The sequence below is a fragment of the Arsenicicoccus sp. UBA7492 genome, assembly GCF_002479615.1.
Classification (GTDB): domain Bacteria; phylum Actinomycetota; class Actinomycetes; order Actinomycetales; family Dermatophilaceae; genus Arsenicicoccus; species Arsenicicoccus bolidensis.
The window spans coordinates 18,182-38,005 of the sequence record NZ_DLOE01000060.1; the positions used below are offsets into that span (position 1 = coordinate 18,182).

At 71.9% G+C, this 19,824-nt stretch carries 16 protein-coding genes; 3 read left to right on the forward strand and 13 right to left on the reverse strand.

The genetic code is table 11. The features are described from left to right. Positions 1 to 2 precede the first annotated feature (2 nt). From rimM to B4E97_RS18155, 9 genes are all read right to left on the reverse strand, one after another. Complete coding sequence (rimM, locus tag B4E97_RS18115) at positions 3 to 560, reverse strand: ribosome maturation factor RimM (protein ID WP_029211922.1); 558 nt, start codon at positions 558 to 560, stop codon at positions 3 to 5. 112 nt (positions 561 to 672) lie between these two features. After that, a complete protein-coding gene (locus B4E97_RS18120) occupies positions 673 to 915 on the reverse strand; it encodes an RNA-binding protein (RefSeq protein WP_019287908.1) in 243 nt (80 codons plus the stop codon). Positions 916 to 917: 2 nt separating this feature from the next. Continuing rightward, positions 918 to 1,457 (reverse strand): 30S ribosomal protein S16, encoded by a 540-nt coding sequence (gene rpsP / locus B4E97_RS18125; RefSeq protein WP_029211923.1) that lies wholly within the window; start codon positions 1,455 to 1,457, stop codon positions 918 to 920. Between the two features lie 201 nt (positions 1,458 to 1,658). Next, positions 1,659 to 4,223: a putative bifunctional diguanylate cyclase/phosphodiesterase gene (locus B4E97_RS18130; RefSeq protein ID WP_029211924.1), complete on the reverse strand. Its 2,565-nt coding sequence runs from the start codon at positions 4,221 to 4,223 to the stop codon at positions 1,659 to 1,661. Between the two features lie 198 nt (positions 4,224 to 4,421). Continuing rightward, complete coding sequence (locus B4E97_RS18135; protein ID WP_029211925.1) at positions 4,422 to 5,525, reverse strand: sugar-binding protein; 1,104 nt, start codon at positions 5,523 to 5,525, stop codon at positions 4,422 to 4,424. A gap of 42 nt (positions 5,526 to 5,567) precedes the next feature. Then, positions 5,568 to 6,827, reverse strand: a complete 1,260-nt coding sequence (mmsB, locus tag B4E97_RS18140) for a multiple monosaccharide ABC transporter permease (RefSeq protein WP_029211926.1) — start codon at positions 6,825 to 6,827, stop codon at positions 5,568 to 5,570. A 14-nt stretch (positions 6,828 to 6,841) separates the two neighbouring features. Further along, positions 6,842 to 8,401, reverse strand: a complete 1,560-nt coding sequence (mmsA, locus tag B4E97_RS18145) for a multiple monosaccharide ABC transporter ATP-binding protein (protein ID WP_286956572.1) — start codon at positions 8,399 to 8,401, stop codon at positions 6,842 to 6,844. Positions 8,402 to 8,527: 126 nt separating this feature from the next. Beyond that, positions 8,528 to 9,715, reverse strand: a complete 1,188-nt coding sequence (locus B4E97_RS18150) for an ROK family transcriptional regulator (RefSeq protein ID WP_286956571.1) — start codon at positions 9,713 to 9,715, stop codon at positions 8,528 to 8,530. A 69-nt stretch (positions 9,716 to 9,784) separates the two neighbouring features. Beyond that, the gene (locus B4E97_RS18155) at positions 9,785 to 10,867 is read right to left on the reverse strand and encodes an amidohydrolase family protein (RefSeq protein WP_286956570.1); all 1,083 of its coding nucleotides are present in this window, start codon (positions 10,865 to 10,867) and stop codon (positions 9,785 to 9,787) included. A 270-nt stretch (positions 10,868 to 11,137) separates the two neighbouring features. Here B4E97_RS18155 and B4E97_RS18160 point away from each other — a divergent pair, with 270 nt between their 5' ends. The 3 genes from B4E97_RS18160 to B4E97_RS18170 all read left to right on the forward strand — a co-directional run bounded on the left by B4E97_RS18160 (position 11,138) and on the right by B4E97_RS18170 (position 13,673). Further along, positions 11,138 to 12,349, forward strand: a complete 1,212-nt coding sequence (locus B4E97_RS18160; RefSeq protein WP_286956569.1) for a glycosyltransferase family 2 protein — start codon at positions 11,138 to 11,140, stop codon at positions 12,347 to 12,349. Positions 12,350 to 12,352: 3 nt separating this feature from the next. Beyond that, positions 12,353 to 12,550, forward strand: a complete 198-nt coding sequence (locus B4E97_RS18165; RefSeq protein ID WP_239262693.1) for a hypothetical protein — start codon at positions 12,353 to 12,355, stop codon at positions 12,548 to 12,550. A 67-nt stretch (positions 12,551 to 12,617) separates the two neighbouring features. Further along, on the forward strand, positions 12,618 to 13,673 hold the full coding sequence (locus tag B4E97_RS18170; RefSeq protein WP_286961086.1) for a glycoside hydrolase family 26 protein: 1,056 nt from the start codon (positions 12,618 to 12,620) through the stop codon (positions 13,671 to 13,673). Positions 13,674 to 13,682: 9 nt separating this feature from the next. Here B4E97_RS18170 and ffh read toward each other — a convergent pair whose 3' ends face one another. The 4 genes from ffh to B4E97_RS18190 form a co-directional block, all read right to left on the reverse strand. Beyond that, positions 13,683 to 15,278 (reverse strand): signal recognition particle protein, encoded by a 1,596-nt coding sequence (ffh, locus tag B4E97_RS18175; RefSeq protein ID WP_286961088.1) that lies wholly within the window; start codon positions 15,276 to 15,278, stop codon positions 13,683 to 13,685. Between the two features lie 92 nt (positions 15,279 to 15,370). Next, a complete protein-coding gene (locus tag B4E97_RS18180) occupies positions 15,371 to 17,791 on the reverse strand; it encodes a [protein-PII] uridylyltransferase (protein ID WP_286961089.1) in 2,421 nt (806 codons plus the stop codon). 104 nt (positions 17,792 to 17,895) lie between these two features. Further along, entirely contained in the window at positions 17,896 to 18,234 is a 339-nt protein-coding gene (locus tag B4E97_RS18185; protein WP_019287923.1) for a P-II family nitrogen regulator, read from the reverse strand. Further along, a complete protein-coding gene (locus B4E97_RS18190) occupies positions 18,231 to 19,595 on the reverse strand; it encodes an ammonium transporter (RefSeq protein ID WP_286961091.1) in 1,365 nt (454 codons plus the stop codon). The genes B4E97_RS18185 and B4E97_RS18190 overlap by 4 nt, the downstream gene beginning before the upstream one ends. Positions 19,596 to 19,824 lie beyond the last annotated feature (229 nt).

The following is a 19,824-nucleotide window of genomic DNA, read 5'->3' on the forward strand; positions in this document are numbered from 1 at the left end:
GGTCACTCCCCGTCGAGGTCGAACAGCCCGTCGGGCGCGTCGACGACGACCCGGCCCGCCGCCACGTCCACCGTGGGCACCAGCGCCTCGACGAAGGGGACGAGCCCGGTCGGGCCGTCCGTGAGCCGCACCTCGAGCAGGTCCTGGACAGGGCGGGTGTGCAGGGCCACGACCTCGCCGACGACCTCCCCGGCGGGGTCCTCGGCCCGGAGCCCGACCAGGTCGGACTCGTACCAGCCCTCGTCGTCGCGCTCGGAGGTCCCGGCGGCCCCGCCGGTGCCATCGGTCCCGTCGGCCACGTCGAGGGTCAGGAGGGTGTTGCGCAGGGACTCCGCACCCGTGCGGTCCGGGATCTCCTCGAAGGCCAGCAGCCAGGTCCCGTTGTGGACGCGTGCGGTCCGCACGGTCAGCTCGCGGGGCACGCCGGACCCGCGGCGCGCCTCGGTGGTCAGACGCGTACCAGGGGCGAGCCGCGCCTGCGGCTCGTCGGTGCGCAGCTCCACCGTGACCTCACCGCGCAGCGCGTGCGCCTTGCCGATCCTGGCGACGACGACGTCCATGCTGAATCTCCTCGTTTGGTCGTGCGGGTCTGCCCCGAGAGACGACGAGAGGCGTGCGACGGGATGGTCCCGTGCACGCCTCTCGTGGTTCGAGCGTGATGCCGTGGGGCGCTCAGCGCACCCGGTCCGTGTCGACGATGTCGACGCGCACCTGCTTGCCACCGGCCAGGGCACCCATGACGGTGCGCAGGGCGCTGGCCGTGCGGCCCGAGCGGCCGATGACGCGACCGAGGTCGTCCGGGTGGACACGGACCTCGAGCACCTCACCGCGGCGGAGCTCCTTGTGGCGCACCACCACGTCCTCGTCGTGGTCCACGATCCCCTTGACGAGGTGCTCGAGCGCCTCCTCGAGCACGATCAGGCCTCGGCCTTCTCGTCGGACTCCGGAGCGGCGGCCTCGACGGACTCGGTCGCGGGGACCTCCTCGGCCTCGGCGGAGCCGGCGGACTCGGCAGCCTCGGCCGGGTCGGTCGTGGCGGGGGCCTCGGGGGCGGGCTCGGCCGGAGCCTCGTCCTTGGGGGCGGACTTCTTCTTCGGCGTCTCCTTGGGCTCGAGCTCGGCCTTCTGGAGGGCCTCGTTGTAGAGGTCCTGCTTGGAGCGCTTGGGCTCCTTGACCTGCAGGGTGCCCTCGGCGCCCGGGAGGCCCTTGTGCTTCTGCCAGTCACCAGTGATCTTGAGCAGAGCCATGACCTGCTCGGTCGGCTGAGCGCCGACGCCCAGCCAGTACTGCGCGCGCTCGGAGGTGATCTCGATGCGCGACGGCTGCTCCGTCGGGTGGTAGATGCCGATCTCCTCGATCGCACGACCATCGCGCTTGGTGCGCGAGTCCATCACGACGACGCGGTAGTACGGTGCACGGATCTTGCCCATGCGCTTCAGACGAATCTTGACGGCCACGAGTGTGGTGTCTCCTTGGATGTGGTGTGGGTGAGCCCGCGTCACGACACCGTGGGGACAGGCGCGGGCGGACTCGATGGACGCGTCGAGACCGGTGAGAGGGTCCGCTCACGGCGCATACGAGAGTCCATGATGCCAGATGGGCGGGGGTGCTGACGACATCCGGCGTGTCCGGACCGTGCCGGTGCGGACCCAGCAGCCTCAGTCCTCGGCGAGGAGCCGGTCGAGGTCGAAGGTCCGCGGGATCTCGTCGATGCGGGCGTACTCGTCGAACAGGTGGCCCTGGGCCAGGTCGCAGCCGAGGTCGCGCAGCACCCGCGCCGCCTCCGCGGTCTCGATGCCCTCCGCGAGGACCGTCAGACCGAGGGTCTGGGCCATCGAGATGACCGCGTCCACGAGCGTGCGGTCGGAGGCGCTGCGGGCCGCACGCACGACCAAGGAACGGTCGATCTTGAGGAGCTGCACCGGCATCCAGGACAGGTGGACCATCGAGCTGTGCCCGGTGCTGAAGTCGTCGATGGCGAGGCGCACCCCGGCCTCGGACAGTTCGCGCAGCACCTGCGCCTCCTGGGAGGCGACGTCGACGAAGGACCGCTCGGTGACCTCGACCACCAGCCGCTCCAGGCCGAGGCCCGCCGCCTCCGTGCGTCGACGCAGGTCCTCCAGCAGCCCGGGACGCCGCAGCTCTCGGGGCCCGAGGTTGATGGCGACGAAGCTCGGGGTCCCGGACGCGGCCAGGTCACGGATCGACTCGGCGAGCACGACGCGACCCAGCGCGTCGATGAGCCCGGACTCCTCGGCGATCTCGATGAACTCGGCGGCGCGGACGAGTCGTCCGTTCTCCTCCATGCGGCACAGCGCCTCCACCCCGACGACCTCGCCGGTGCGCAGGTCGACGATCGGGTCGTATGCCGCAAGGATGCGCCCCTCCTCGATCGCCCGGCGCACGCGGTGCTCCACCTCGAAGCGGCGCACCGCCTGCTCCCGGTCGGCATGGCCGAAGACGTAGATGCCGCCCCCGCCCTGCGACTTGGAGCGGTTGAGGGCCACGTCCGCGTCGCGGAGGAGGTCGAGGTCGGTGTCCCCGACGGGTCGCTCCACCCCCGGGGCGGCCTGGGCCACGCCGATGCTCACCTGCGGTCGCACCGGGCCGAGGCTCGGCAGGTCGACGGGGGTGCAGAGCTCGTCGACGAGCTGCTGGGCGGTGGCGACCCCGTCGAGGGGCCCCTCCGTGTCGATGAGCACGCAGAACTCGTCCGCCCCCAGACGGGCGACGCACGTGCGTCCGGCCAGACCGAGGACGGCCGTCTCGAGCCGGCGCCCGACGACCGAGAGCAGGGCGTCGCCCACCTCGTGGCCGTGGGCGTCGTTGACCACCTTGAACCGGTCCAGGTCGAGGTAGAGCACGGTCCGCCAGGTCCTGGGACCGGCCGGCTCGCGCAGCCTGCTCAGCACCGCGTCCCGGCTGTAGAGCCCGGTCAGCTCGTCGTGCGCCGCCCGCCAGGTGAGCTCGGCCGTGCGCTGCCGCACGAGCAGCGTGAGCTGCTGCTCGCGCCGGCGGGACTCCTTGAGGTCGGCCTGCAGGAGGTCCATGCGCAGCCGCTCGGCGAGGTCGCGCACCCGTGACGAGGATCCGGCCCGCGCGTCGCCACGCGCCGCCTCGCGCTGCTCCTTCAGCAGAGCCAGGGCGCCGGCCTCGTCGCCCGTGCGCTCGGCGGCCTCGGTCAGCACGTCATAGACCGCGTCGCGCTGCGACCGGGGAAGGGTGCTGGCGTGGTGGTAGGGCGCGAGGGCCCGGACCGCCGACTCGGCGTCCCCCGAGCGCAGGTGGGCCGTGGCGAGCGCGAGCAGCGTCGCGAAGCTCGGCGCTCCGGTCGTCCGTGTCTCGTCGTCGGCGAGCCGTCGCAGGGCGTCGGGCGCGTCGGGGTCGCCGAGCCTGGCGCGGACGGCGGCGACGCGGCGGACGTGGTCCGCGGGGTTCAGCCCCGCATGGACGACGAGCTCGGCCCCCCGCTCGCTCTCAGCCAGGGCGCCGTCGAGGTCGCCGGCGTCGAGCAGCAGCTCGGCCCGGATGCCGTGCAGGCGGGCCATGGCGGCGTCGGACTGCGGGACGGCCGTGCTGGCGAGGGCCCGGTCGACATACGTGAGGCCCAGGTCGGTGTCCCCGAGCGCCTGCATGACCTGAGCGAGCCGTGCGAGGACGAGGGGCTGCAGCCCGAGCGCACCATCCGCGTCCGCCTCCAGCGACGCTCGGAAGTGGGTGACAGCCAGCGCGAGGTCGCCGGCCGCAGCGGCCACCTGCCCCTCGAGGGCCAGCAGCCCGGCGCGGACGCGTAGGCCGAGGTCGTCCTCGGGCAGCGGCAGCGTCGCCGAGCGTCGAGCCGAGGCAGCGCACGCGGCCGCACCGTCGAGGTCGCCGAGCGCGAGTAGCGCCTCGCCGCGGGTCAGCTCGCCCTGGATCTCCACGACGAGGCTCCACGGGCCCGGCGGCAGGTCGGTGATCACCTGCAGCGCACCGCCGGCCACCTGCAGCGCGGCCCCCGGGTCGTTCTCGCCGAGGTAGCCCAGCTCGCTGGCCAGGTCCGCCGCGCACTGCACGGTGGTGTCGAGGGTGATGTCAGGGTCGGTCTCGGCGAGGCGCGCCAGGCGCTGGGAGGCACGGGCGGCGCGCTTGATGCGCAGGGCGGCCTCGCTGGCGGCCAGGCCCACGCGCAGCAGCGCCGTGTCGTCGCGGACACGGCCGACGCTGGGTCCTCGAAGGCTCACGCCCCTTATCTTGCCCAAAACATCTACGCAGAGTCACGACAACACTACAAATTGCTACTGGAAGTTGAGATCCGCGGGACAGCGCGGGGCGCCGCCCGACCGTCCGGTCGCGCGGCGCCCCGCTGATGCCAGTCAAAAGCCCCCAGCCCGGATGACGGCGGTCCGCCGCCATACGGGCTCTGAGTCACGTGATCTGGGTCACTTGACCAGAGCCGACAGGGTCGGGTCGTTGGCGTAGGCCTCCTTGGCGTTGGCCTTGGTCACGATGACCGGCTCGAGCAGGTTGGCCGGCACGACCTTGACGCCGTTGTTGTAGGACTTCTCGTCGTTGACCGTGACCTTCTCGCCCTTCTGGAGCTGCTTGGTCATGTCGATCGCCGCGGCGACCAGCTTGCGGGTGTCCTTGTTGATGGTGGAGTACTGCTCCCCCGCCATGATCGACTTGACCGACTCCACCTCGGAGTCCTGACCGGTCACGACCGGGGTCGGCTTGCCGGCCTGCTTGACCGAGGTCATCGCGGCGCGGGCCAGGGTGTCGTTGGGCGACAGGACGCCGTCGAGCGGGACGGAGGCGTAGTGGGCGGCGAGCACGTTGTCCATGCGCTTCTGGACGTTCTCCGCCTTCCAGTCCTGGGTCACGACCTGCTGGAAGGAGGTCTGCCCGGAGACGACCTTGAGGGTCCCGTCCTTGATCTTGGGCTGCAGGACGCTCATCGCGCCGTCGAAGAACACCTTGGAGTTGGCGTCGTCGGGCGAGCCGGCGATGAGCTCGACGTTGTAGGGGCCGTTGGGCTTCTTGGCCTTGAGGCCCTCGAGAAGCGCGTTGCCCTGCAGCACACCCACCTTGAAGTTGTCGAAGGCGACGTAGTAGTCCACGGCCTGGGTGTTGGTGAGCAGGCGGTCGTAGGCGATGACGGTGACGCCCTGCTGCTTGGCGGCCTGCAGCTGGGTGCCGAGCTGGGAGCCGTCCAGCGCACCGACGATCAGGACCTTGGCACCCTTGGTGACCATCGTCTGGATCTGGTTCTGCTGCTCCGCGACGCCGTTGTTGGCGAACTGCACGTCGACCTTGAAGCCGGCGTCCGTCATGTCCTTCTTGAAGATGTTCTCCGCGAGAACCCAGTTCTCCGAGGTCTTCTTGGGCAGCGCCACCCCGATCAGGGCGCCCTGGTCGAAGCCCTTGGCCGCGGCGGACCCGCCGCTGCTCTGGGTCGAGGTGGAGGTCTGCTCGGCGCGCCCGCAGGCGGACAGGGTGAGGGCGACCGCGGAGACGGCCACGACGGTGGTGGTGAGCTTGCGCATGTGACTTCCTTGTCGTTCGTACTGGTGTGGTGAGGGTGGGGCTCAGGCCTTGGGCCGGGCCGTGGCGCCGGTTTGCGCGGTGCTCGTCGGCGTGCGCGACCCGGCGTTCTTGGTGAGGTGGCCGATGATCGACGGCCGCCCCTGCATCTTGTTGAAGACGTCGAAGGCCACGGCCGCGAGCAGCACGAGGCCCTTGATGATCTGGGTGACGTCGGCGCTCACGCCGAGCAGCGAGAGCCCGTTGTTGAGCACGGCCATGACCAGGCCGCCGATGATCGAGCCGACGACGGTGCCCACGCCGCCGGAGACGGCCGCCCCGCCGATGAAGACGGCGGCGATGGCGTCGAGCTCCCAGCCGACGCCGTCGCTCGGCCCGGACGCGGTGGAGCGGGCGACGAACATCATGCCCGCGAGGGCCGCGAGGACGGACATGTTCATCATGACCAGGAAGTTGACCTTCTTGGCCTTGACGCCCGACAGCTCGGCGGCGTGCTTGTTGCCACCCACGGCATACACGTGGCGACCGACCACGGTGCGGCTGGAGATGAAGCCGTAGAGCATGACGAGGAACGCCAGGATCAGGCCCGAGACGGGGAAGGAGGTCCCGGGGCGACCGGACGCCATCAGCAGGGTCACCGCGATGATCGCCCCGCAGATGAGCAGCAGGCGGATGCCGAGGGCGACGCCGTCCTCGAGCGGGAGGCCGATCTTGCGCTGGTTGGCGCGGTTGCGCAGCGCTCCCCCGACGATCGCGAGGCAGGCCAGCACGCCGAGCAGCACGGTGAGGTTGTTGTAGCCGGTGTTGGGCCCGACCTCGGGCAGGTAGCCGGACCCGATGGTCTGGAAGCCCTCGGGCACCGGCACGGTGAGCGACTTGCCGACCCACTGGTTGACCCCGCGGAAGATGAGCATCCCCGCGAGCGTCGTGATGAAGGCCGGGATGCCGACGTAGGCGACCCAGAATCCCTGCCAGGCCCCGATCAGCGCGCCGAGCGCGAGGCCCAGCAGGATGGCCAGGGGCCAGGCGAGGTTCCAGTCCCGCATCGCCATCGCGACCATGATGCCCACGGCCGCGGCCACCGACCCGACCGACAGGTCGATGTGCCCGGCGATGATGACGAGGACCATCCCGATGGCCAGCACGAGGACGTAGGCGTTGCCCTGGAGGATGTTGATGACATTGGTGGGGTCGAGGGTCAGGCCGTTGGTCAGGACCTGGAAGAGCGCGATCAACGCCACGAGGGCGATGATCATGCCGAACTGGCGGATGTCACCGCCGAAGACCTGCTTGAGCTTGTTCATCGGGCGTCTTTCGGTCAGGCGGAGGGCGCGTGGGTGGAGGACGTGAGGGTCATGAGGCGCATGAGGTTCTCCTGCGTGGCCTCGGACTTGTCGAGGCAGCCGGTGATGGCCCCCTCGCAGATCGTGTAGATGCGGTCGGACAGGCCGAGGAGCTCCGGCAGCTCGGAGGAGACGACGATGACGCCCTTCCCCTGCAGCGCGAGCTGCTGGATGATCCCGTAGATCTCGAACTTGGCCCCCACGTCGATGCCGCGGGTGGGCTCGTCCAGGATGAGGACCTCGGGGTCGGTGAACAACCACTTCGCCAGCACGACCTTCTGCTGGTTGCCGCCGGACAGCTTGCCGACACCCTCGTTGACGGAGGGGGCCTTGGTGCGCAGCGAGGTGCGGTAGCGCTCGGCGAAGTCGAACTCCTTGTGCCGGTCGACCACACCGCCCGGCGAGATCTTGCCGAGCTTGGCGGAGACCGTGGTCGTCTTGATGTCGTCGAGGAGGTTCAGCCCCAGCACCTTGCGGTCCTCGGTGACGTAGCCGAGGCCCTCCTTGATCGCGGTGGAGACGCTGGTCAGCTTGAGCCGGCGGCCCCGCAGGAAGGCCTCGCCGCCGAGGAGCTGGCCGTAGGAGTGGCCGAACAACGAGCGCATGAGCTCGGTCCGGCCGGCACCCATCAGTCCCGCGAAGCCCACGATCTCGCCCGCCCGCACCGTGAAGGACGAGCCCTTGCACACCAGCCGGCCGGGGATCTGCGGGTGCTCGACCGTCCAGTCGCGCACCTCGAGCAGGGTCTCGCCGATCTGCGGCGTGTAGTCGGGGAAGCGGGAGTCCAGGGGGCGACCGACCATGCCGCGGATGATGCGGTCCTCGTCCACGCCGCCGCGGTGGACGTCGAGGGTCTCGATGGACCGCCCGTCACGGATGATGGTGATGGAGTCCGCGATGGCGGCGATCTCGCCCAGCTTGTGGCTGATCATGATGCAGGTGATGCCCCGGTCGCGCAGACCGCGCAGCAGGTCGAGCAGGTGGGCCGAGTCCTCCTCGTTGAGGGCCGCGGTGGGCTCGTCGAGGATGAGCAGCCGGACGTTCTTGTTGAGCGCCTTGGCGATCTCGACGAGCTGCTGCTTGCCGACACCGATGTTCTTGACCGGTGTCTCCGGGTCGTCGCGCAGGCCCACCGTCGACAGCAGCTCGCGGGCCCGCCTGTTGGTCTCCACCCAGCTGATGATGCCGCCCCTGGCCGCCTCGTTGCCGAGGAAGATGTTCTCCGCGATCGACAGCTCGGGGATGAGGGCGAGCTCTTGGTGGATGATCACGATGCCGGCGCTCTCGCTGGCCCGGATGTCCTTGAACTCCACCTCACGACCGTCGTAGAGGATGCGGCCGGCATACGTGCCGTGGGGATAGATCCCCGACAGCACCTTCATCAGGGTGGACTTTCCCGCGCCGTTCTCGCCGCAGATCGCGTGCACCTCGCCGGTGCTGACGGCGAGGTTGACGTGGTCCAGCGCCTTGACGCCGGGGAATTCCTTGGTGATGTCGACCATCTCGAGGATGACGGGCGCACCGGGTCGTGCCATCAGAGGGTCCCTTCTTCGCGACCTGACGACAACCGCGTCGTCACTCGTTCACAAAGTGAACTCGCTGGCGTGCCCGGCGTCAACCGCAGCGGCCCCTGCGTTGCGGGTTCGTGACGAAGGCCTCACTCAGTCGGCCGAGTGCGCGAGCGCCGCGGCGCCGAGGGCCTCGGTCCGGTCGCCCAGGGTCGTCAGGGTCAGCACCGTGGCCTCGGCGACGGCCGGGGTGGTGGCTCGCGAGAGCCCGTGCCGGATCGAGGGGAGCAGGGCCTCCCCCACGGCCGTCAACGGCCCCCCGACGGCGATCACGGCCGGGTTGATCACGTTGCACAGCCCCCCGCACACCTGCCCGAGGGCGGCACCGGCGTCCTCGAGGACGCGCAAGGCGGCCGGGTCCCCCGCCTGGACGAGGGAGATGAGCTCGGACGTGCGGGGCAGACGACCCGCCGACACCCCCAGCGCCGCCAGCATCGAGGGCACCGACGCGACGGTCTCCAGGCACCCGCGGTTGCCGCAGCGGCAGACCTGGCCGTACGCCGCGACCGGCAGGTGCCCGATCTCGCCGGTCATGCCGAGGTGGCCACGATGCACCCGGCCGCCGAGGACCAGCCCCGAGCCCACGCCTGAGGCCACCTTGACGTAGACGAGGTCCTGCACTCCCTTGTAGGCGCCCCAGCGCGCCTCGGCGAGCGCGCCGAGCGTCGCGTCGTTGTCGACGTGGACGGGCATGCCGAGCCGCTCGGCGAAGGTCTCGGCAATCGGCAGGCCGACCCACTCGGGGAGGATCGCCCCGTGGCCCACCAGTCCGGTCCGGACGTCGACCGGACCGGGTATGCCGAGGCCCGCCCCGACGAGGCGGTGCCCCGCGTGATCCGCCGCCACCCGCACCTCGGAGACCAGGTCCGCCACCACCTGCAGGCACTCGGAGGCCCGGTGGCCCGCCGGGAGCTCGTGCGCGGACTCGCCGACGACCTCCCCGGACTCCGTCGCCACGACGACGCGCACGTGGCGACGGCCGACGTCGATCCCGAGGGCCACCTGTCGCCCCGCCTGGGGCACCAGCGTCACCTGGGTGGCCCGGCGTCCGGACGCGGTGGTCGTGCCCGTCGCGACCCGGCCGTCGTCCACCAGGGAGCGCACCAGGTTGGACACGGTCGCCGGGGAGAGACCCGTGGCCCGCGCCAGGTCCGCCTGCGTGGACGCGCCGCTCGAGCGCAGGTGCCGCAGGACTCGCTCGGTGTTGGCCCGCCGCAGGGCGCTGGGCGACCCGGATCCCCGTGGGGCGGTGCGGGATCGGGTGCGTCGGTCCTGGGGCATGGCTACACCATGAACCCGGTGACCATTGCCGTCAAGAAGTGAACGCAACCTGTGACGAAGGTTATGACCTCAGCCGCGGACGACACCGCGCAGGACGACGGCCGTCGGGAACGCCAGCACGTCGAGGTCCTCACGGGGATCGGTGGCGTAGACGCAGAGGTCCGCCTGAGCCCCCTCCTCGATCCCGGGCCGCCCCAGCCAGTGGCGCGCGCCCCAGCTGACGGCGTCGAGCACCGCACGTGGCGGCAGCCCGGCCGCCCGCAGCTCGCGGGCCTCGGACCCCACCAGACCGTGCGGCAGCGACCCACCGGCGTCGGTGCCGCAGTAGATCGGGACGCCGGCCTCGAAGGCCGTGCGCACGGTCTCGTGGCGTCGGCGGTGCAGGTCGAGCATGTGGCGGTGGTAGTCCGGGAACTTGGCCCGGGCCGGCTCGGCGATCTGGGGGAAGGTCGCGATGTTGACCAGCGTCGGGACGATGGCGATGCCCTGCCGGGCGAAGGTGTCGACCACCTCGCCGCGCAGCCCGGTCGCGTGCTCGATGCAGTCGATCCCGGCGGCCGCCAGCTGCGGCAGCACCTCCTCGCCGAAGCAGTGGGCGGTGACCCGGGCCCCCTCCTCGTGCGCGACGGTGATCGCCTCGCGCGCCACGTCCTGCGGCCAGCACGGCGCCAGGTCGCCCGTCGCGCGATCGATCCAGTCACCGACCAGCTTGACCCAGCCGTCCCCGCGCCGTGCCTGCGCACGGACCGTCTCGACGAGCTGGTCCGGCTCGATCTCGTCCGCGTAGTCGCGGATGTATCGCCGGGTCCGGGCGATGTGACGCCCCGCGCGGATCACGACCGGCAGGTCCTCGCGGTCGTCGATCCAGCGGGTGTCGGACGGCGAGCCCGCGTCCCGGATCAGCAGCGTCCCCGCTGCCCGGTCGCCCCTGATCTGGGCCTCGGCGGTCTCCGCGTCCACGGGCCCGTGCGCATCCAGCCCCACGTGGCAGTGGGCGTCGACCAGGCCGGGGAGCACCCAGCCGCGGATCGTCTCGCAGTCCCCGGACGGCTCGGTGAAGGTCACCCGGCCGTCCACCACCCACAGCTCGTCACGGACGTCGTCGGGGCCGACCAGGACCGGGCCGGCGAGGTGCAGCGGTGCAGCGCTCATGGTCGTGACCCTATCGGCGCGAACGTGTCGTCGCACCGCCAGGGAAGCACCTCGACCTAGGCCTGAATGCAGCAGTCACCACTACTGCTGGTCGCCGCGCGGTCGCCGGCCAGATCACGCACCGCACCAGGTCCATGACCGTCCGAAGTAGTTGCAACCCGTGAAGGTACAGCCGTATGCGATGACCCAACCGGCCAGTAGGTCGGGCCGGAACCTGGTGGAGCCCCACCACCCAGGTGGGATCCCGCCCCTCCTGAGGAAGCGGTCACCATGTCCCCCACGCTCGCCCCCACGAGCCCCGAGGCCACCGCCCCTGCCGGCGCGCAGCGCGCCCAGGCATCGGTCGGCGAGCGCCGCCTCGGTCGCGTCCACGTCCTCGTCCCGGCCCACAACGAGGAGGCCGGGATCGCCAACACGCTCCTGGCCCTGCGCGACCAGACCTACCAGCCGCACACGGTGACGGTCATCGCTGACAACTGCACGGACGCGACCGTCGACATCGCCCGCGGCATGGGGGTCACGGTCGTCGAGACCGTCGGCAACACGGACAAGAAGGCCGGCGCCCTCAACCAGGTGCTCGACACGCTGCTGCCGACCCTGGGGGCGGACGACCTCGTGTTCGTGCAGGACGCCGACTCGGCCCTCGACGCCCACTTCCTCGAGAACGCCGCCGGCTACCTCACGAGGCACGACCACCTCGGCGCCGTCGGCGGGACCTTCCGGGCGCAGCCGGCCGTGCAGCGCGAGCGCACCCGCCGCGCCGAGGCTCCGGCGGAGCGGTGGAGCCGCCTGACGTGGAACGCCAACTCCCGCTTCCTCCAGCACCTCCAGGACAACGAGTACGCCCGCTACGCCCGCGACGTCCGGCGCCTCGACGGCAAGTGCCTCGTGGTCACGGGCACGGCCGCGATGTTCCGGGCCACCATGCTGCAGGACCTCAGCCTGGCCCGCCTGGACGGGCGGCTCCCCGGGGGTGACGGCCGCGGCGGCATCTACGACCCGCGCGTCCTCACGGAGGACAACGAGCTGTCCTTCGCGATCATGCACCTGGGCTACGAGCTGCTCGCACCCCCCAGCTGCACGCTCACCACCGAGGCGATGTCGACCTGGCGCGAGCTGTGGCAGCAGCGCCTGCGGTGGAAGCGCGGTGCCGTCGAGAACTGCGTGCAGTACGGCATCACCCGGGTGACCCGTCCCTACTGGGGCCGCCAGCTGCTCACGATGCTGGGCGTCGTCATCACCGCGTTGTACCTCGCGGACGTCGCCCTGACGATCACGCTCGGGCACTTCATGCTCCAGCCGATCTGGCTGGGCATCACCGCGATCTTCTGCGTCGAGCGCTTCGTCACGGTGCGCGACAAGGGAATTCGCCAGCAGCTGCTCTCCGCCACGATGTACGAGCTGCCCTTCGACTTCTTCCTCCAGGCGACCCACGCCAAAGCCTATGCAGATGCCATCGCACGAACCGAAAGGACATGGTGACCCATGTACAACAACCCAGCCACCCCCGTCTTCGCCGCCGGAGTCGGCGGAGGCCTGACCTACGCAGGCTTCGAGAGCCTCTACCTCGCCATGGGCGCGTTCGCCCTCGTGGCGGCGGTCTCGGCCGTGAAGCGGATGGCCCCGGTCTACCGCGGCAAGGCTGCCCGGGCCCGGGCAGCGATGCTGAACGAGTCCGCCTGACCTAGGGGACCCGATCACACGCGACATACAGTGCGTAGTGGGCGGTGACTGTGCGTAATATTGGCGCATGGTCACCGCCCGTCGCCGTCGCTCCCTGCTCGCCGTTGCCGCCCTCGCAACGGCGTCCCTCGTGACCGCGCCCGCCGCCCTGCCTGGTGCGGGCGACCCCACCGCCGCCGCGGCCCAGCCGACGGCCCTCACCTCCACCATCCCCCTGGCCCTCGGCGCCTACAGCCAGGGCATGGACCGCGATCCCCGCGTGCTCGACCGCACGGCCTCGGCCGTCGGGCGTCCGATGGCGATCGCCTCGGTCTTCCGCGGGCGCGGTGACGACCCCTACTGGCCCTACCCGAGCGACCGGGCCATGGGTGCCACGCGCACCCTGCTCGTCGCCTGGTCGCTGGAGGACTACGGCAACTACGCCTACTGGTCGAGCGGCCGCGGCGACGCGGTGCTCCGCGCCAAGGCGCGCACGCTGCGTGCCTACGGTCGTCCCGTGGTCCTGCGTCCCTGGGCCGAGATGAACGCCGACTGGGTCGCGCACCAGCCGACCGCCGGCGCGGCCAAGAGCCGCGGCGGCAGCCCGGCGCAGTTCAAGGCCGCGTGGCGCCGGGCCGTCACGATCTTCCGGCAGGAGCGCGCCACCAACGTCCGCTGGGCCTTCAACCCCACCACCGACACGTATGCCGGGACCACCGACGTCCGCACGATCTATCCCGGCAACGACGTCGTCGACATCCTCGGGCTCGACGGCTACAACTGGGGCACGACGCGGACCCGCAACCTGGGCTGGCGCAGCTTCGACAACGTCTACGCGACGCAGTACCAGCGCCTCGTCGCGCTCGCACCGCGCAAGCCCGTGTGGATCTGCGAGATCTCCTCGGCCGACCCGGCCTCGGCCGGGGTGTCGCGGGTGCCGGTCAGCGCTCCGAGCGGTCAGAGCAAGGCGACGTGGTGGCGCGACGCCTTCGCCCGGATGAGGACGGGCTACCGCAACGTCCAGGCCGTCGTGATCTTCGACGTGGACAAGGAGCGCAACTGGCGGGTCGCCAGCTCGTCGGGCTCCGCGTCGGGTCTGCGCTCGGCCGTCGCGACGCCGATCCTCAAACCGCGCCAGCCCTGACCCGCGGGGTCAGCGACCCAGGAACGAGTCGAACCCCTTGGGCAGCTGGGAGGCGTCCAGACCAGCGCCGTCGGCGCCGTCCGCGCCCCCGAAGGCCGACCCGAGCGAGTTGCCCTTGGCGGCCTTGGCCTTGTCCGCGGCGGCGCGCTCCTGCTCGGCGCGCTTGGCCGGGTTGCCCGACTTCCCCTTCTTGCGCTGGGGGGCCTGCTTGCCCTTCTTGCCGCCACCGGGCATGCCGGGCATGCCCGGCATGCCGCCCCCGCGACGCATCTGCCGCATCATCTTCTGCGCCTCGCCGAAGCGCTCGAGCAGGGCGTTGACCTCGGACACCTGCACGCCGGAGCCGCGGGCGATGCGGGCGCGCCGCGACCCGTTGATCTGCTTGGGGTGGGTGCGCTCGAACGGCGTCATCGACCGGACCATCGCCTCGACCCGGTCGAACTCCCGCTCGTCCAGGGAGTTGATGGCGTCCCGCATCTGGTTCATCCCCGGCATCATGCCGAGCATCGACTTCAGGTTGCCCATCTTCTTGATGGCGGCCATCTGCTGGAGGAAGTCGTCGAAGGTGAAGTCCTCCTCCGCCATGAACTTGCGGGCCATCTCGTCGGCCTCGCGGCGGTCGAACGCCCGCTCGGCCTGCTCGATCAGGGTGAGGACGTCACCCATGTCGAGGATGCGGCTCGCCATGCGGTCCGGGTGGAAGACCTCGAACTCCTTGACGCCCTCACCCGTCGAGGCGAACATGATCGGTCGCCCGGTGGTCTGGGCGACCGAGAGGGCCGCACCACCGCGGGCGTCGCCGTCGAGCTTGGTGAGCACGACACCGGTGAAGTCCACGCCGCGCTGGAAGGCGTCGGCGGTCTCCACCGCGGCCTGGCCGATCATGGCGTCGATGACGAAGAGGACCTCGTCGGGCTCGATCGCCGAGCGGATGTCGGAGGCCTGCTGCATGAGGGCCTCGTCGATCGCGAGGCGGCCGGCGGTGTCGACGATGACGACGTCGCGCTGCTGGCGGCGCGCCTCCTCGACGCCCTGGCGGGCGACGGCGATGGGGTCCCCGAAGCCCTGCGTGCCGGAGCGGCTCTCGATGGCGGCGTCGTAGCCCGAGACGTTGCCCCGCTCGGGGGCGTAGACCGGCACCCCGGCGCGCTCGCCGACGACCTGCAGCTGGGTCACGGCGTTGGGACGCTGGAGGTCGGCCGCGACCAGCATGGGGGTGTGTCCCTGGTCCTTGAGCCAGTAGGCCAGCTTGCCCGCGAGGGTCGTCTTGCCGGAGCCCTGCAGGCCGGCCAGCATGATCACGGTCGGCGGCTGCTTGGCGAAGGCGATGCGCCGCGTCTCACCGCCGAGGATCGTGACGAGCTCGTCGTTGACGATCTTGACGACCTGCTGGGCGGGGTTGAGCGCCTCGTGCACCTCGGCCCCGAGCGCCCGGTCCCGCACCGCGGCGGTGAAGTGCCGGACCACCGGCAGCGCCACGTCGGCGTCGAGCAGGGCGACGCGGATGTCCCGGATCGTCGAGTTGACGTCGGACTCCGTGATCCGGCCCTTGCTGCGCAGGTGGCGGAAGGTGTCTGTCAGGCGGTCGGAGAGGCTCGTGAACACCAGACAAGGCTAACGGGTGACGGGTCGGCTGCCGACCAGGCGCTGCGGGCCGATCCTCGGCCCCGGGCCGTATGCCGCCCGCCCGACGCCACTCACGAGGCACCGTCGCAGGCGTCGATGAGGGCGGAGACCGTCCGCCCCACGAGGCCCGGCGACAGCGGCTCGCCGGCGGCGTCGGTGAGGTAGAAGGTGTCGAGCGTCTGCCCGGCGTAGGTCGCGACGTGGGCGCTGCGCACCGACACCCCCTCCGCGGTCAGGGCCCGGCCCAGGTCGTGCAGCAGGCCGAAGGCGTCGCCGGCCCGGACCTCGAGCACCGTCGCGTCCGTGCCACCGGCAGGCACGACGAGCACCCGCGTCTGGCCCGGCGCGGCCGAGGCGGACCGGGAGCTGGCGGTGAGGGCGCGTCGGGGTGCGCGTCGGTCCAGCGCGGCGAGGGGTGCCCGGTCGCCGGCACCGAGCCGGGCCAGGCCGCGCCGCAGCGCGTCCAGGTCGACCGGGTCCTCGGCGGGCGACACGACATGCCAGTCGTCGACGGCCAGCCCGTCGACGGTGCGGATGCTGGCGCTGCGGACCTCGAGCCCGTGCACCGCCATGAGGCCCGCCATGTCGGCGAACAGGCCGGGGCGGTCCGGGCACACGACGCTGACCCGGTCGACCGAGCCGTCGCGCTCCACGCCCACCCAGGGGTGTCCGGCGGCGAGCTCACCCCGGGCCACCGCAGGGATCTCGACCTGCGTGGGCTCGGCCTCCGGGATCGGTCGGACGGACCCCTGCGCGTCCGCGAGGCGGGCCCGGGTGCCGGCGACGAGGCGCGCGAGCAGCGACGCACGCCAGCTCGACCAGGCCTGCTCCCCCGCGGCGCGGGCGTCGGCCTCGGTGAGCGCCCGCAGCAGCGCGAGGCGCTCCGGGTCGTCGGCGACGGCCTCGACGGCGGCGGTGACGGTGGCCGGGTCCTCCGGGTCGCGCCGGGTCGCCAGCTCGATGAGGGTGAGGTGCCGACGCACGAGGGCCACGACGGTCTCGACCTCCTCGGGCGGGTAGCCCCAGCGCTCGAGCACCGGACGCGCTCGCGTCGCACCCTCCTCGCTGTGGTCGCCCGCGCCGGCCACCTTGCCGAGGTCGTGCAGGAGCGCGGCCACGCCCAGCAGGTCGGGGCGGGCCACCTCGCGCGCGAGCCGGGACGCCTCGACGGCGGTCTCGACGCAGTGCCGGTCGACGGTGTGCCGGTGAATCCCGTTGCGCTGCGGGCGGCTTCGCACGTGTTCCCACTCCGGGAGCCAGCGGCTGACCAGCCCCGCCTGGTCGAGGTCCTCCCAGGTGTCGACGAGCCCGGGGCCGGCCGCCAGCAGGTCACCGAGCAGGTCTCGGGCGTCCTGCGGCCACGGCACCGGCAGGTCGGGGCACCGGCTCGCGAGGTTCGCCGCGGTGGCGGGGGCGAGCGGCATACCGGCTCTCGCGGAGGCGACCGCGGCCCGCAGCGGCAGGAGGGCGTCGCGGGCGGGGTCCACCCGCGGGCCGAGGACGACCTCGCCGTCGTGGGCGTGCAGGCCGTGGCCGAGGGGGGTGAGGACGGGGCGCCGGGTGCGCACCCGCAGGGTCCGGGCGCGTTGCGCCTGCCCGGCGCTGCGCAGGGCGGCGTCGAGGTCGTGGGCGACGGCCCGCGCGGCCGTCGCCACGCCGGCGAGCATCGTGTCGCTGTCGGGCTCCGAGGTCAGCGCGGCCACGGCGTCCTGGTCGGGCAGGTTGAGGCGCGTCCGCCCGCGACCGGTGACCACGTGCAGCGCGTCGCGCACGTCGAGGAGCCGGTCGTATGCCGCGAGCACCTCCCCGCGCGGCCGCTCCGCGAGCCAGGCCACCGCGAGGGCGCGCAGGATCGTCATGTCGCGCAGCCCTCCCCGGGCCTCCTTGAGGTCGGGGGCGAGGCTCTGCGGCAGGTCCCCGAAGCGCGCGTGCCTCGCCTGCGCCGACTCGACCAGCTCGGGCAGACGCTTGCGGGCGTTCGCGCGCCAGTCGTGGGCGAGGGCCGCCCGCACGGCGGTCACGACCTCCTCATCACCCGCGAGCAGGCGCAGGTCGAGCAGGCCGACCGCCGCGGTGAGGTCATCGGTGGCGGCCTTGCGGCACTGGGACAGCGACCGCACGGAGTGGTCGAGGCCGAGCCCGCTGTCCCAGAGGGGATACCAGAGGCGGTCGGCGAGGGCGGAGAGCTCGCCCTCGGGGACCCGGCCCTCGTGCAGGAGGACCAGGTCGAGGTCCGACAGGGGCCCGCCGTCGCCACGAGCCAGGCTGCCCGTGGCGGCGAGGGCGACGCCGGGCAGCAGACGTCCGGACGTCGCCTCGGCCCACAGCTCGCGCAGGGACGTGTCGGTCAGGGCCGTCACGGCCCCTCGACGGGCCTGGCCGGCCCCGCGAGCGGTGTGCTCGCGGGTGCCGGCCAGGCTGAGGCGTCGGTCGCGCAGGGTGGAGGGGGTGGCCGGGGTGGCGGCGGCGCGGGAGGCGGTGGCGGTCGCCATACCGACCCCTGTCCCTCCGGCCGTGCCGGCAGCGCCTGCTCCTGCGCCTGCCGCGCCAGCAGCGGCCCCACCGGTTGCTCCCTGTCCCGGACCGACGCTCGAGGTCACAGCGCGTCGACCCCGCGCTCGCCGGTGCGGACCCGCACGACCTCCTCGACGGGGATGGACCAGACCTTGCCGTCCCCGATGCGTCCCGTGGAGGCCTGGCGCACGACCAGGTCCATGACGTCCCGGGCGTCGCGGTCGTCGACGAGCAGCTCGAGGCGGAGCTTGGGGACGAAGTCCACGGTGTACTCCGCGCCGCGGTAGACCTCGCTGTGGCCGCGCTGGCGACCGTAGCCCGAGGCCTCGCTGACCGTCATGCCGGCCAGGCCGAAGGCCTCCAGTGCCTCCTTGACCGGGTCGAGCATGTGGGGCTTGATGATGGCGGTGATCAGCTTCATGAGTTCACGTCCTCCGTGGTGCGGGTGCCCTGGCCCCAGTGCGAGGTGGCGCCGATGGCGTCCCCGAGGGGTCCGGTCGCGCCGGGGCGGCGACCGATGGCGATGGGGGTCAGGTCGTAGCCCGTCTCGGCGTGCTGCGTCTGGTCGACGCCCTGCAGCTCGTCCTCGTCGCTGGCCCGGAAGCCCATCATGGCATCGATGGCCTTGGCGATCACCCAGGTGACCACGAAGGAGTAGACGAGCACCGCGACCGCGCCGAGCGCCTGGCGCCACAGCTGGTCGAGCCCGCCGCCGTAGAACAGGCCGTTGACGGTGTTGACCGGGGCGGCGTCGGTGGCGAGGAAGCCGACCGCGAGCGTGCCGACCAGGCCACCCACGAGGTGGACGCCGACGACGTCGAGCGAGTCGTCGTAGCCGAGGCGGAACTTCAGGCCCACCGCGAAGGCGCAGGCCACGCCGGCGAGGGCGCCGATGATGATGCCCCCGACCGGGCTGACGGTGGAGCAGGCCGGGGTGATGGCCACCAGGCCCGCGACGACGCCCGAGGCGGCACCGAGGGAGGTCGCGTGACCGTCACGCAGACGCTCGGTGAGCAGCCAGCCGCACATGCCCGCGGCGGTGGCACCGAGGGTGTTGATCCAGGCGATGCCGGCGAGGGGGCCGGCGCCAAGGGCCGAGCCCGCGTTGAAGCCGAACCAGCCGAACCACAGCAGACCCGCGCCGAGCATGACCAGCGTCAGGTTGTGCGGGCGCATCGGGTCCTTGCCGAAGCCGCGACGCTTGCCGAGCACGAGGGCCAGGGCCAGGGCCGCCGCGCCGGCGTTGATGTGGATCGCCGTGCCGCCGGCGAAGTCGATCGCCTTGACCGTGTTGGCGATCCACCCACCCTTGTCGGACACGACGCCGTCGAAGGAGAACACCCAGTGGGCGGCCGGGAAGTAGACGAGCAGCGCCCAGATCGCCGCGAAGACGCACCACGCCGAGAACTTCGCGCGGTCCGCGATGGCTCCGGAGATCAGCGCGACCGCGATGATCGCGAACGCCGCCTGGAAGCCGGCGAAGACGGTCGAGGGCACGGTGCCGACGACCGAGTCGGGGTTGAGCATCGTGTTGAGCCCGGCGAAGTCCAGGGGGTTGCCGATCAGCCCGCCCAGGGAGTTGCCGAAGGCCATCGAGTAGCCGACGAGCACCCAGAGCACGCCGACGATCCCCATCGCCGCAAAGCTCATCATCATCATGTTGAGCACGCTCTTGGAGCGCACCATTCCGCCGTAGAAGAGGGCAAGACCGGGGGTCATGAGCAGCACCAGCGCGGCACTGACGAGGACCCAGGCGGTATCGCCGGTGTTGATCGCGTCCATGGGCTCAACCCTGTCGGGGCCGCGTTTCACGACCCGACGCGATCGTGTTTCCGCGACGTTAACCGCGACCGCGCCGCGTAAACACCGCGTGTCCCGCGGCTAGGGCGTGTCTCCCAATGGCGGGTGGGGTGACCCGCGATTCTGGACAGCATGTCGCGGATGAGGGTGCTTTCGGATGCCGAGTGGGAACTGGTCGAACCGTTCATGCCGACCTCGGATGGTAAGCGAG